Annotated in this window: 8 protein-coding genes and 1 pseudogene; 3 read left to right on the forward strand and 6 right to left on the reverse strand. The window is 61.8% G+C overall.

Going from position 1 to position 13,213, the window contains the following annotated elements; all coding sequences use genetic code 11:
* Positions 1 to 10 precede the first annotated feature (10 nt).
* Positions 11 to 619 (reverse strand): transcriptional repressor LexA, encoded by a 609-nt coding sequence (lexA, locus tag HGO40_RS08985; protein ID WP_250962698.1) that lies wholly within the window; start codon positions 617 to 619, stop codon positions 11 to 13.
* Positions 620 to 861: 242 nt separating this feature from the next.
* Here lexA and HGO40_RS08990 point away from each other — a divergent pair, with 242 nt between their 5' ends.
* Both HGO40_RS08990 and nagZ read left to right on the forward strand, forming a co-directional pair.
* A complete protein-coding gene (locus tag HGO40_RS08990; protein WP_250962699.1) occupies positions 862 to 1,569 on the forward strand; it encodes a TetR/AcrR family transcriptional regulator in 708 nt (235 codons plus the stop codon).
* Between the two features lie 183 nt (positions 1,570 to 1,752).
* Positions 1,753 to 2,751, forward strand: coding sequence for a beta-N-acetylhexosaminidase (gene nagZ, locus HGO40_RS08995; RefSeq protein ID WP_250962705.1), 999 nt, complete (start codon positions 1,753 to 1,755; stop codon positions 2,749 to 2,751).
* A 452-nt stretch (positions 2,752 to 3,203) separates the two neighbouring features.
* Here the strand turns inward: nagZ and HGO40_RS09000 are convergent, their stop codons facing one another.
* From HGO40_RS09000 to mfd, 3 genes are read right to left on the reverse strand one after another with little or no spacing between them, the layout of a single operon-like run.
* Positions 3,204 to 5,897: a DEAD/DEAH box helicase gene (locus tag HGO40_RS09000; RefSeq protein ID WP_250962700.1), complete on the reverse strand. Its 2,694-nt coding sequence runs from the start codon at positions 5,895 to 5,897 to the stop codon at positions 3,204 to 3,206.
* A gap of 11 nt (positions 5,898 to 5,908) precedes the next feature.
* Positions 5,909 to 6,475 carry a CsiV family protein gene (locus HGO40_RS09005; RefSeq protein WP_186705225.1) on the reverse strand — a complete coding sequence of 189 codons (567 nt, stop codon included), beginning with the start codon at positions 6,473 to 6,475 and terminating at the stop codon, positions 5,909 to 5,911.
* A 10-nt stretch (positions 6,476 to 6,485) separates the two neighbouring features.
* Complete coding sequence (mfd, locus tag HGO40_RS09010) at positions 6,486 to 9,935, reverse strand: transcription-repair coupling factor (protein WP_250962701.1); 3,450 nt, start codon at positions 9,933 to 9,935, stop codon at positions 6,486 to 6,488.
* A 168-nt stretch (positions 9,936 to 10,103) separates the two neighbouring features.
* On the opposite strand from mfd, the gene HGO40_RS09015 reads away from it, so the two are divergent.
* On the forward strand, positions 10,104 to 11,567 hold the full coding sequence (locus tag HGO40_RS09015; RefSeq protein WP_250962702.1) for a glyceraldehyde-3-phosphate dehydrogenase: 1,464 nt from the start codon (positions 10,104 to 10,106) through the stop codon (positions 11,565 to 11,567).
* Positions 11,568 to 11,749: 182 nt separating this feature from the next.
* On the opposite strand, the gene HGO40_RS09020 is transcribed toward HGO40_RS09015, so the two are convergent.
* Both HGO40_RS09020 and HGO40_RS09025 read right to left on the reverse strand, forming a co-directional pair.
* On the reverse strand, positions 11,750 to 13,048 hold the full coding sequence (locus HGO40_RS09020; RefSeq protein WP_250962703.1) for an MFS transporter: 1,299 nt from the start codon (positions 13,046 to 13,048) through the stop codon (positions 11,750 to 11,752).
* 53 nt (positions 13,049 to 13,101) lie between these two features.
* Positions 13,102 to 13,213, reverse strand: a pseudogene (locus HGO40_RS09025) (IS110 family transposase); the annotation flags it as partial.

Consider the following 13,213-nt stretch of genomic DNA (forward strand, 5'->3'; position numbering starts at 1 on the left):
AAAGCCTCCTTTAGCGGCGAATGACGCCGACGCTCAAGCCTTCGATGACCAAGTCCTGGTCTTTCAGGTTCACTTCGATGGGGGCGAACTCCGGGTTCTCGGCAATGAGCCAGACCTTGCTGCCGTCGCGCTTGAAGCGCTTGACGGTCACCTCGTCGCCGATTCGCGCCACCACGATCTGGCCATTGCGGGCTTCGCGGGTGGTGTGGACGGCCAGGAGGTCACCGTCGAAGATACCGATGTCCTTCATGCTCATGCCGTGTACACGAAGCAGGTAATCGGCCCGTGGATGGAAGAACGAAGGGTTGATGTTGCAGGATTCCTCGACATGCTGCTCGGCGAGGATCGGTGCGCCTGCCGCGACCCGGCCAATGATCGGCAGGGTGGGTTCGTCGGCCTTGGCTTCGAAGCCAGGGATGCGAATGCCACGGGATGCGCCCGGGGTCATTTCGATCGCGCCCTTGCGCGCCAGCGCCTTGAGGTGTTCTTCAGCCGCGTTGGGCGACTTGAAACCCAGTTCCTGGGCGATTTCCGCGCGGGTCGGCGGGTAGCCGTTGTCTTCGAGGCAGCGTTTGATGAAGGCCAGAATCTCTGCTTGGCGTGGCGTCAGCTTTAGCATATTGATCGCTCTGTCTTTTTATACAGTGACTGGGATTATATACAGTGGACGCCGCTTGGCAATCCTCCTTTTTTCGCGGGCCGCTGGACGGTCGGTCGGCTTGTTGGTTGGGGCAGGGCTACCACCTGTGAAAAGGTGTGGTTAAATACGTGACCGACCGTTCGCAAAACGCCCCGGCAGGCTTGACAACCCCCTAGGCTGAAACGTATGTTTCAAACAAGTGTTTGTCAGGCGGAGTAACCATGGCCCAGTCGGAAACCGTTGAACGCATTCTCGATGCTGCCGAGCAGTTGTTCGCGGAAAAAGGTTTCGCCGAAACCTCGTTGCGTCTGATCACCAGCAAGGCCGGGGTGAACCTGGCGTCGGTGAATTATCACTTCGGCTCGAAAAAAGCCTTGATCCAGGCGGTTTTCTCGCGGTTCCTCGGGCCTTTCTGCCTCAGCCTCGATCGTGAACTGGAGCGGCGCCAGGCCAAGCCCGACGTCAAGCCAACCCTGGAAGACCTGCTGGAAATCCTGGTCGAACAAGCCCTCGTCGTGCAACCGCGCAGCGGTAACGATCTGTCCATTTTCATGCGCCTGTTGGGCCTTGCGTTCAGCCAAAGCCAGGGCCACCTGCGGCGTTACTTGGAAGACATGTACGGCAAGGTCTTTCGTCGCTACATGCTGCTGGTCAACGAAGCCGCGCCGCGCATTCCACCCATCGAGCTGTTCTGGCGGGTGCACTTCATGCTCGGCGCCGCCGCGTTCAGCATGTCCGGTATCAAAGCGCTGCGGGCCATCGCTGAAACCGATTTTGGCGTGAACACCTCGATCGAGCAGGTGATGCGCCTGATGGTGCCGTTCCTGGCAGCCGGCATGCGTGCCGAAAGTGGCGTCACCGATGAGGCCATGGCGGCCGCGCAACTGCGTCCACGCAGCAAATCGACGCCAGCGCTGGCCAAGGCTTGAGCGCACGGGTGGGCGCGGCTGCCTACATCCGCTAAGCTAGCCGCCCATGTCGACTCTCGTTTCGAACCCGTTCCATTCTTTATTGCATGACCGCGACCTGCCGGGCCTTGGGCCTGGCGGTGTGGTCGTGTCTGTGTCACCGCACGGGTTCATCGTTATTAAGGAAATGCTATGACTGCTGGCCTGCAAGGCTCGTTGATGGTGGACGTCGCCGGTACCTGGCTGACGGCCGAAGATCGCCACCTGTTGCGCCAGCCCGAGGTAGGCGGCCTGATCATTTTTGCCCGCAATATCGAGCATCCACGTCAGGTGCGCGAATTGAGTGCGTCGATCCGCGCCATCCGCCCCGACCTTCTATTGGCGGTGGACCAGGAAGGCGGTCGTGTTCAACGGTTGCGCCAAGGATTTGTGCGGTTGCCGGCGATGCGGGCGATCGCCGACAACCCGAACGCCGAATACCTGGCCGAGCAGTGCGGCTGGATCATGGCCACCGAAGTGCTGGCGGTGGGTCTCGACCTGAGTTTTGCGCCGGTGCTGGACCTCGATTACCAGCGCAGCGCCGTCGTCGGCAGTCGTGCCTTCGAAGGTGACCCCGAACGCGCAGCGTTGCTGGCCGGTGCCTTCATCCGTGGCATGAGCGCGGCCGGGATGGGGGCCACTGGCAAGCACTTCCCGGGTCATGGTTGGGCCGAGGCTGATTCCCATGTGGCGATCCCGAACGATGAACGCAGCCTGGAACAGATTCGCGCCAACGACCTGGTACCGTTCGCCAAGCTGAGCAAGCAACTGGCCGCGGTCATGCCGGCCCACGTCATCTACCCGCAGGTTGACGCCAATCCAGCTGGTTTTTCTCGCCGTTGGTTGCAGGACATCCTGCGCGGCGAGTTGCAGTTTGACGGTGTGATCTTCAGCGATGATTTGTCGATGGCCGGGGCTCATGTGGTCGGTGATGCCGCCAGTCGTATCGAGGCGGCCTTGACGGCGGGCTGCGACATGGGCCTGGTGTGTAACGATCGCGCCGCCGCGGAGCTGGCCCTGAGCGCTGCCCAACGCCTGAAGGTCAAGCCTTCGGCGCGGATCGCCCGCATGCGCGGACAGGCCTGTGCCTCCACGGAGTACCGCCAGGACCCACGCTGGCTGGCGGCGCTCGGCGCGCTGAGAGCTGCGCAGCTGATTGATTAGTAGGGGATTCTGGTTGTGTGAACATTGCAACACCCCCCTGTGGGAGCGAGCCTGCTCGCGATGACGGCAACACAGTCAGCATCTAGGCCGGCTGAACCACTGCTATCGCGAGCAAGCTCGCTCCCACATTGGAAGTGTGGTGGACTCAGATTATGTGAACGCCACAACTTCCTGTGGGAGCGAGCTTGCTCGCGATGACGGCAACACAGTCAGCATCTAGGCCGGCTGAACCACTGCTATCGCGAGCAAGCTCGCTCCCACATTGGAAGTGTGGTGGACTCAGATTATGTGAACGCCACAACTTCCTGTGGGAGCCGAGCTTGCTCGCGATGATGGCTGCACAGTCAATATCTGCATCAACTGAACCACTGCTATCGCGAGCAAGCTCGCTCCCACGGTGGCTCTGCGGTGAACACCAGACTCATGGACACCCAGGATGAGTTCAGGGAGTGTCAGCGCTTCTCGAGCTTGTCCGGCAGCGGCGCGAACAGCGCCTCGATATCGTCGCTCTGCAATTTCCAATCGCCGGCCACGCGTCCATCCAGCACGCCAGCGGCGAGGTCGGATTTTTCCTTTTGCAGCAGCTGGATCTTCTCTTCCACCGTGCCTCGGGCTATCAGCTTGTAGACGAACACCGGTTTTTCCTGGCCGATGCGGTAGGCACGGTCGGTGGCCTGGTTTTCGGTGGCCGGGTTCCACCACGGGTCGTAGTGAATCACGGTGTCGGCCTCGGTCAGGTTCAGGCCTACACCACCGGCCTTCAGGCTGATCAAAAAGATCTGACGCTTGCCACTCTGGAATTCCTTGACGGGCGTGCGTCGATCCCGGGTCTGGCCGGTCAGGATGGCGTAGTCGACGCCGCGTTTCTTCAGTTCATCCTCAATCAGCGCCAGCATGGACGTGAACTGCGAAAACAGCAGTACCCGGCGCCCTTCTTCAAACAACTCTTCGAGCATTTCCATCAGGCTGTCGAGCTTGCCCGAGGTGCTGCCTCGGGCGGGCAGGGTGGCGTCGTTGATCAGGCGCAGGTCGCAGCACACCTGGCGCAGCTTGAGCAGTGCTTCGAGGATGATGATCTGGCTGCGAGCCACGCCTTTGCGGGTGATCTCGTCGCGGACTTTCTTGTCCATCGCCAGGCGCATGGTTTCGTAGACGTCCCGCTGGGCGTCGCTGAGTTCGACCCAATGGATGATCTCGGTCTTGGGTGGCAACTCCGTCGCCACTTGTTCCTTGGTCCTGCGCAGCAGGAAGGGTTTTATCCGACCGTTGAGGTGCTGCAGTCGTACATCGCTGCCGCGCTTTTCGATCGGTACACGGTAATCGCGGTTGAAACTCTTGACGTCCCCGAGCCAGCCCGGCAACAGGAAGTGAAACAGCGACCACAATTCGCCAAGGTGATTTTCCAGGGGCGTACCGGACAGGCACAGCCGCTGGCGGGCGTTGAGTTCCCGGGCGGCCTGGGCGGCTTTGCTGGTGGGGTTCTTGATGTACTGGGCTTCATCAAGGATCAGCACGTGAAGTGGCTGCGCTTTCAGGCGCTCGACATCCTTGGGGAGCAGGGCATAAGTGGTGAGGATCAGGTCGTAATCCACCAGCCGTTCGAAATGTTTTTTGCGTCCCGCACCGTAAAGCGCCAGGACCTTGAGCTGCGGCGTGAAGTGGGACGCTTCGTCGAGCCAGTTGGGAATCAGGCTGGTCGGCATCACCACCATGCACGGCCGGTCGAGGCGACCGGCGTGTTTTTCGCTGAGAATGTGCGCCAGGGTTTGTAGGGTTTTGCCCAGGCCCATGTCGTCCGCGAGGATGCCGCCGACTTCCAGCTGTCGCAGCGACTGCATCCAGCTCAGGCCTTCAAGTTGATAAGGCCGCAGCGTCGCGTTCAGGCCCTCTGGCGCGGTGGCGGTGTAATCCTTGATGTCCCGCAGGCGTTGGGCCAGGCCGCGAATGTGTTCGCCGCCCTCCCAGGTCAACGGCATGTCTTGCAGCGGGTTCAGGCGCAAGGCGTCCGCGCTGTTGAGGCGCAGTTTGGTGGTGCCGGGCTCTTGCAGGTAAAACTCGCCCAGGGTCGCCAGCACCGGTTTCAGCCGGCCATAGGGCAGGGCCACTTGCTGCGGGCCGAACTCCGAGTTCGGGCGGTGGGGCAGGTTGACCAGGATCACTTCATCATCTCGGCGCCGGGCCAGGCGTTCCGGATTGAACAATTCGATGTGCGAGCGCATCAGGTTCAACAGGATCGGCAGCAGGCTCAGGCGTTCGCCATTGACGATGATCCCCAGTTCCAGGTCGAACCAGTCCCGCTCCGGCGTCTCCTCGACCGTGGCGTACCACTCGTCCACGGCCGTCAGGTCGAAGCCGAAGTCCTCGTCGATCTGCAACTCCCAGCCCTGGGTGCGTAGTTTCGGCAGGTCGTTGAGGGTGAAGGTCAGCCAGGCGCTGTCGTTGACCATTTCGTACAGTTCGCCGGCGCTTTCCGGCAGGGCCTTGCTTTGTCGGGTCGCGACCTTGAAGCCGAGGATTCGTAGTTGTTCGCGGTAGGACTGTTCCACATCGGTGTGGCGTTTTATCCGCAACGTCTGGGTTTCCTGGCGAATCAGCACGTCGGTGTTGCGCTGGCCGCTGACGTATTCATCCAGATAACTGAAGGACAGGGCGGCGCGGTGCTGGATGTAGCGCTGCATCTTGCCGTTGCGTGGCTCGAAGGCGCTGAACTCGATACTGGCCAGCCACAGGCGCGGCACCGGCTGCACGTTGTCCACCAGCACTTGTGGCGGGGCCTTGGGGCTGCGGTTGTCCAGCACCGCCTGGAGTTTCTCCAGCAGGTGGGCGTCCTTTTCGGCGGCCGGGTAGGCCAGGGTTTCCTGGACTTGCAGCAACACGGCCGCGCAGTGCTTGCAGTTGATGCGCACCGGGCATGAGCACGCGGCTTCGAGCAGAATCAGCGTGCCCTTGGCTGACTCTTTAAGGCGAATGGTCTGACGGTAGACGCTGCCGCCAGAGCCTTCGCAACTGGCGATGATGGTGCTATCGCCAGCCTCGACGATCCTGACGCGGTTTTCCAGCGCGTAACGGCGCCCACGCTCCAGGCTCTGTTCCTTGAATCGATTGACCCAGGAGGGTGCCAGGGGTTTGCTCAGGGGCGAGGGCATAGGCGCGCCAATCAGTCCGGAATGACTTCAGGTGCCTGCCGAGGTGCGGGCGCAGTCAGCGAAGTGATCTTGATCAACAGGCCGAGGTGACCGTTGTCGAGGAAGTTCAGTTGGCCATTCTTGGTATGGCTCTGCTGTTTGAGGCGCTCGCTGGCGGTGACCAGGCCATTGGCGTCGATCTGGTTGACCCAGAAATCGGCATCCACGTCGGTGAAGCGCCCCAGTTTCAGTTCCAGGGTGCCCTCGATAGGGAACTGGCCGAACTGTTCAGTACCGTCGCTGATGGCAACTTTTCGGCCCTGTTCGCCGAGGGTCTGCTGCCAGGCCTTGTGCATCAATACGGTGTATTGGCCGCTGGCGGTGAGTTTCTCGACGACGTTGCCCAAGGCCGGCGTGCGCTGGCTGTCCGCGCCCAGGCGTTGCGCGCCGGCGTCCCAGTCTTCCGGTGCGGCGCGGCTGACAATCGCCGGCTCGGCGTTCTGGCGCACCAGGATCATTTCAACCTGATACAGGTCGTCGGCGAACGCCAGGGGAGCGACCAGGGTCAACAACAAGGTCAATGAGCGAAACAGGCGCATGGGGCGTCCTTCAAGCAGTGGTCGGAGTGAGGCGCTCGAACAGCGCCTCTACGGTATTGAAACGCTCTTCCGCGCGTTCCATGGGCACCATGAACTTGAACATCGTGGCGCCTTCGAACTTGTAGCGTTTGGGCTGGCCCTGGATCAACTTGATCAGCACCAGTGGGTCGACCGGCGTCTGGGCCTCGAACTCGATCCGGCCGCCATTGGGGCCGCCATCGACTTTCTTGATGCCCAGTTGCTCGGCCTTGAGCTTGAGCAGCGTGGTGCGCACCAGGTTCTTGGTCGGTTCCGGCAGCAGGCCGAAGCGGTCGATCATCTCCACTTGCAGGTCCTTGAGGCCTTCCTCGTCGCTGGCCGAGGCGATGCGTTTGTAGAGGATCAGCCGTGCGTGGACGTCCGGCAGGTAGTCTTCCGGGATCAGTGCCGGTACTCGCAGGTTGATTTCCGGCCCGCCGCCCAGGGGTTGGTCGAGGTTCGGCTGCTCGCCCTTGCGGATCGACTTGACCGCGCGTTCGAGCATCTCCATGTACAGCGTGAAGCCGACGGCCTGGATCTGGCAGCTCTGGCCGTCGCCGAGTAATTCGCCGGCGCCACGGATTTCCAGGTCGTTGGTGGCCAGCACGAAGCCGGCGCCGAGGTCCTGGGTGTTGGCGATGGCTTCCAGGCGTTTTTCCGCATCCGGGGTGATTTGCTGGCGCGGTGGCGTCAACAGGTAGGCATAGGCCTGGTGGTGGCTACGCCCGACCCGGCCGCGCAACTGGTGCAGTTGGGCCAGGCCGAATTTGTCGGCGCGCTCGAGGATGATGGCGTTGGCGCTCGGCACGTCGATGCCGGTCTCGATGATGGTCGAGGCGATCAGCACGTTGAAGCGCTTGTGGTAGAAGTCGCTCATCACCTGTTCGAGTTCACGCTCGCGCATCTGCCCGTGGCCGATTCCGATGCGCGCTTCCGGCACCAGCTCGGCCAGGTCGGCGGCACATTTCTCGATGGTCTTCACGTCATTGTGCAGGTAATAGACCTGGCCGCCGCGCAGCAGCTCACGCAGCAGGGCTTCCTTGACCGTGCTTTTGTTCTGCTCCATGACAAAGGTGCGCACCGACAGGCGCCGGGCCGGCGGCGTGGCGATGATCGACAGGTCGCGCATGCCCGACACCGCCATGTTCAACGTGCGCGGGATCGGCGTGGCGGTCAGGGTCAGGATGTCGACTTCGCTGCGCAGGGCCTTGAGCTGTGCCTTCTGGCGCACGCCAAAACGGTGTTCTTCGTCGATGATCACCAGCCCCAGGTTCTTGATCTTCACGTCGTCCTGCAGCAGCTTGTGCGTGCCGATGACGATGTCGATCTTGCCCTCGGCCAGGTCGGCCACGGCGGCGTTCACTTCCTTGGTGGATTTGAAACGGCTCATCACTTCCACGGTCACCGGCCAGTCGGCGAAGCGGTCGCGGAAACTGTTGTAGTGCTGCTGGGCCAGCAGGGTGGTCGGGACCAGGATCGCCACCTGTTTGCCGCCATGCACGGCAATGAAGGCGGCGCGCATCGCCACTTCGGTCTTGCCGAAGCCCACGTCGCCACACACCAGTCGATCCATGGGCTTGGGGGCGAGCATGTCGGCGCGCACGGCTTCGATGGTGGTCTGTTGGTCGACGGTTTCTTCGAAGGGGAAGCCGGCACTGAAGGTTTCGTAGTCGGCTTTCGGATCGGCGAAGGCGTAGCCCTCGCGAGCCGCGCGACGGGCGTAGATGTCCAGCAGTGCGGCAGCGACGTCGCGCACCTGTTCGGCCGCCTTGCGCTTGGCTTTCTGCCAGGTTTCCGAGCCCAGGCGATGCAGCGGGGCCAGGGCATCGTCGCTGCCGGTGTAGCGAGCGATCAGGTGCAGGTTCGCCACTGGCACGTAGAGCTTGGCGCCCTCGGCGTACTCAAGGGTTAGGAACTCGGCGGCCTGGTTGTCGATTTCCAGTGTCGCCAGGCCCAGGTAGCGACCCACGCCGTGATCGATGTGTACCACCGGCGCGCCTTCACGCAGCTCGGTGAGGTTCTTGATGACGGCGTCGTTGGCGGCGTCGGCACGTTTCTCGCGACGGCGGCGCTGCATGCCCCGCTGGCCGAACAACGGACTTTCGGCCACCAGCGCCAAGGCTGGCTCATCCAGGACCAGGCCGTCGTTCAGCGGCGCGATGGTGATCGCCAGGCGATCCTTGCCGGCGACGAAGTCCGGCCAGCTGTCGACAGTCTTCGGTCGCAGCTTCAAACGTTCGAGCAGTTCCAGCAGCACTTCGCGACGTCCCGCGGATTCGGCGGTGAACAGTACGCGGCCGGGGAATGCATCGAGAAAACCCGCCAGCGCCGCCAGCGGTTGCGTGGCCTTGGCTTCGATGGCCAGGTCCGGCAATGCCTTGGCCGGGAAGCGCTCACGGCCGACGCCGGTTTCCACGTCCTGCTGGCTCGCCACCACGCGCGGCCAACTCTTGAGACGGGCAAAACAATCTTCCACCGGCAGGAACAACTCGGCTGGCGGCAATAGAGGCCGGGACGGATCGACGCGACGCTCTTCGTAGCGGTTGCGCACATCGTTCCAGAAATTTTCCGCCGCTTGCTCGATGCCCGGCAGGGAAAACACCTGGGTGTCCTGGGGCAAGTAATCGAACAGGGTGGAGGTTTCTTCGAAAAACAGCGGCAGGTAGTACTCGATACCGGCGGGCGTGATCCCGCTGCTCAGGTCCTGGAAGATCGGGCAACGGCGGAAATCCACATCGAAGCGTTCGCGAAAGCGCGCCTTGAAGCGGGTCACGGCGTCTTTCTGCAACGGGAATTCCTTGGCCGGCCACAGGCGGATCGACTGCACCTTGTCGATGGAGCGCTGGTTTTCCGGGTCGAAGGTGCGCAGCGTCTCGATTTCGTCATCGAACAGGTCGATGCGATACGGCAGTTTGCTGCCCATCGGGAACAGGTCGATCAAGGCGCCGCGCACCGCGAACTCGCCGTGCTCATACACCGTGTCGACGCAACGATAGCCACTGGCCTCGAGGCGGGTGCGCATTTGCTCGACGTCGAGCTTCTGGCCGATGTCCAGCACCAGGCTGCTGCCGAGCAGAAATTGGGTCGGGGCCAGGCGATGTAGGGCTGTGGTGATCGGCACTACCAAAACGCCATGACTGAGCTCCGGCAGCCGATAAAGGCTGGCGATTCGCTGGGAAATGATGTCCTGGTGCGGTGAATACAGGTCGTAGGGCAGCGTTTCCCAGTCCGGAAAATGCAAGACCGGCAAATCCGGCGCGAAGAAACTCAGCTCCTGTTCCAGCCGTTCGGCGCTTTGGCTGTCGGCGGTCAGTAGCAGGGTGAAACGCTTTGCAGCGCTGGCAGCCTCGGCGATGGCCAGGCTCAGGGCGGCACCGGGCAGGTTGCCCCCGTGCTGTTTACCTGCCGCGGCAGGGAGAAGCGGAAGACGCAGAACGGGCACGGAAGATTGAGCTCCAGCATTGCGACAAAGTCGACAATTGTAGCGGGGGAAGGGGGCTGCTGTCAGTCGCAGACTACCCAGGCAGGCAGGAAAACCACGGCGCGACGGGCGCGCATTGCTCCGCAGAGGACTCGGCGGCATAATGTAGCCCCTTTTTTCAGCCCCTACATGTGGAAGGTTACCGTGACTCAGAAGCCCGACCAGTGTCTTGGTGAATGGATTGATCGTGAAGCGCTCGCCGAAGCGATGATCCCTCTCATCGGTCAGCTCTACCGCAATAACAACGTGGTGAGCTCGATCTATGGCCGCAGCCTGATCAACCAGTCTGTCATCGCGATCCTCAAAGCCCACCGCTTTGCGCGCCACCGTTCTTCCGACGACAGCGAACTCTCCGTCCACGAAACATTCCCCCTGCTCAAGGCCATGAGCGAGCTCAAGCTCGGCGCGGCTTCGGTGGACCTGGGCAAGTTGGCATTCAAATTCCGCAACGAAGGCAATGGCCGCAGCGCCGAGCAATTCGTGCGTGAAGAGATGGCTGATGTGGTTGGCCAGCAGAACGTTTCGGCTCGCAAAGGCACTGACGTGGTCCTGTACGGCTTCGGTCGTATCGGCCGTCTGCTGGCGCGCATCCTGATCGAAAAAACCGGTGGTGGCGACGGCCTGCGCCTGCGGGCCATCGTGGTGCGCAAGGGCGCCGAGAACGACCTGACCAAGCGCGCCAGCCTGCTGCGTCGCGATTCGGTCCATGGCTCGTTCAACGGCACCATCACCATCGACGAAGAAAACAACACCATCACCGCCAACGGTAACCTGATCCAGGTGATCTACGCGAAGAACCCGACCGAGGTGGATTACACCCAGTACGGCATCAAGGACGCACTGCTGGTGGACAACACCGGCGTATGGCGTGACGCCGACGGCCTGGGCCAGCACTTGGCCTGCCCGGGTGTCGACCGCGTTGTCCTGACCGCGCCTGGCAAGGGCAAGCTGAAGAACATCGTTCACGGCATCAACCACGGCGAAATCACTGCTGACGACAAGATCGTCTCCGCCGCTTCTTGCACCACCAACGCCATCGTGCCGGTGCTCAAGGCCGTGAACGACAAGTTTGGCATCGTCAACGGTCACGTCGAAACGGTTCACTCGTACACCAACGACCAGAACCTGATCGACAACTTCCACAAGGGCGATCGCCGTGGCCGCAGCGCAGCGCTGAACATGGTCATCACCGAGACCGGTGCCGCCACCGCCGCCGCCAAGGCCCTGCCTGAACTGGCCGGCAAGCTGACCGGCAACGCGATCCGCGTGCCGACGCCGAACGTGTCGATGGCCATTCTCAACCTGAACCTTGAGACAGCCGCCCCCCGTGAAGAGATGAACGAGTACTTGCGCTATATGGCGCTGCACTCCGAGCTGCACAAGCAGATCGACTTCGTCAATTCCCAGGAAGTGGTGTCCACCGACTTCGTGGGCTCGCGCCACGCCGGTGTGGTGGATGCTGAAGCCACCATCAGCCAAGATAACCGCGTTGTGTTGTACGTCTGGTACGACAACGAATTCGGTTACAGCTGCCAGGTGGTTCGCGTGATGGAAGACATGGCCGGGGTAAACCCGCCAGCGTTCCCGCGCTAAGCGTTAGCCGCTTGTGGAAACGCCCCGACTTTCGGGGCGTTTTTTTGTCTGGAGTTTGTGGTGCCTGGGCTGGCCTCATCGTCGGATCGCCGCCCGGAGCAAGCTCGCTCCCACATTGGACCGCATACATCAGCAACAACTCGGTCAACTGTGGGAGCGAGCTTGCTCGCGATGACGATTTATCAGGCGCCGCCCACTACGGAAGCCTGCGCCGTGCGCAGTTCATGCCGATTACCCTTGAACAGTACCAGGGTGGCAATCAGCCCCAGCACTGCCGCCCCAGTGAGCCATATCCCCGGTGCGGCCTTGTTGTCGAGCACATGGATCAGGTAGGTACAGGCTGCCGGGGTAAACCCGCCGAACGTTGCCGTCGCCAGGCTGTAGGCCAGGGAGAACCCGGTGGTGCGCACCTCGACCGGCATGATTTCCGTCAAGGCGACGACCATTGCACCGTTGTAGGATCCATATAGGAACGACAGCCACAGCTCGACGATCAGCAAATGGCTGAAACTGGGGTTCGCCACCAGCCAGGACAGGGCCGGATAAGCGGTCAGGATCGCCAGGACAGTCGCACCGAGCAGCAGGGGTTTGCGTCCGATCTTGTCGGAAAACGCCCCCATCACTGGCAGCCAGAAAAAATTCGACAAGCCGATGCACACCGTGACCAGCAGCGCGTCCAGGTCCGACAGGTTCAACTCGGCCTTGCCAAAGGTCGGTGTGTAGGCGGTGATCAGGTAGAACGACACGGTGGTCATCACCACCAACGCCATGCCGGCCAGGACGATGCCGAAATTCTGACCGATTGAGCGGACGATTTCCGACAGGGTAGGGCGATGTTTTCTTGCCTGGAACTCGGGCGTTTCCTCCAGCGAGCGACGGATCATGAAGATTGCCGGGACAATCATGCAACCCACCAGGAACGGTACGCGCCAGCCCCAATCCCCCATCTCCTGGGGACTCAACCAGTGATTGAGGCCAACCCCCAGCAGACCGGCAAACACCACGGCGGCCTGTTGGCTGGCCGATTGCCAACTGACAAAGAAGCCCTTGCGCCCCGGCGTGGAGATTTCCGCCAGGTAAACCGACACGCCACCCAGTTCCACGCCGGCGGAGAAACCTTGCAGCAAGCGGCCGAGCAGCACCAGCAAGGGCGCCGCCACGCCGAGGACGGCGTAGCCCGGCACGCAGGCGATCAGTATGGTGCCCATGGCCATCAGCACTAGGGTGATGATCAAGCCTTTGCGACGGCCATGGCGGTCGATGTAGGCACCGAGAAAAATCGCTCCCAGGGGGCGCATCAGGAACCCGGCACCGAACGTGGCCAGGGACAGCATCAGCGAGGCAAACGCACTGTCGGCGGGGAAGAACGTCTTGGCGATGGCCGTGGCGTAGAAGCCATAGACCATGAAGTCGAACATCTCCAGGAAGTTGCCGCTGACAACGCGAAAAATCGCCTTGCCGTTGCTCGTGTTGGAAGACATGGGTAGGTACTCACTTTCACATTTTTTTGGAAACGCAGGACCTGTGGGAGATTCTATGTTGCAGGGCAACCCTGCAACATAGGCTTCGGCTGGTATTCGCTCTGATTTTTCATCAAGGCAAATGCCACCCGGCAGAGCTTGCGAGCAAGCACCACCAATGCCTGG

Origin of the sequence: Pseudomonas sp. CG7, assembly GCF_023701885.1 — a bacterium.
Classification (GTDB): Bacteria; Pseudomonadota; Gammaproteobacteria; order Pseudomonadales; family Pseudomonadaceae; genus Aquipseudomonas; species Aquipseudomonas zanjanensis.

Bases quoted from the DNA above. Each gene is read 5' to 3' on its own strand.
- HGO40_RS08990 (WP_250962699.1), top strand. From the start codon at position 862: ATGGCCCAGTCGGAAACCGTTGAACGCATTCTCGATGCTGCCGAGCAG.
- HGO40_RS09005 (WP_186705225.1), bottom strand. From the start codon at position 6,475: ATGCGCCTGTTTCGCTCATTGACCTTGTTGTTGACCCTGGTCGCTCCC.
- lexA (WP_250962698.1), bottom strand. From the start codon at position 619: ATGCTAAAGCTGACGCCACGCCAAGCAGAGATTCTGGCCTTCATCAAA.
- HGO40_RS09000 (WP_250962700.1), bottom strand. From the start codon at position 5,897: ATGCCCTCGCCCCTGAGCAAACCCCTGGCACCCTCCTGGGTCAATCGA.
- HGO40_RS09020 (WP_250962703.1), bottom strand. From the start codon at position 13,048: ATGTCTTCCAACACGAGCAACGGCAAGGCGATTTTTCGCGTTGTCAGC.
- HGO40_RS09015 (WP_250962702.1), top strand. From the start codon at position 10,104: ATGTGGAAGGTTACCGTGACTCAGAAGCCCGACCAGTGTCTTGGTGAA.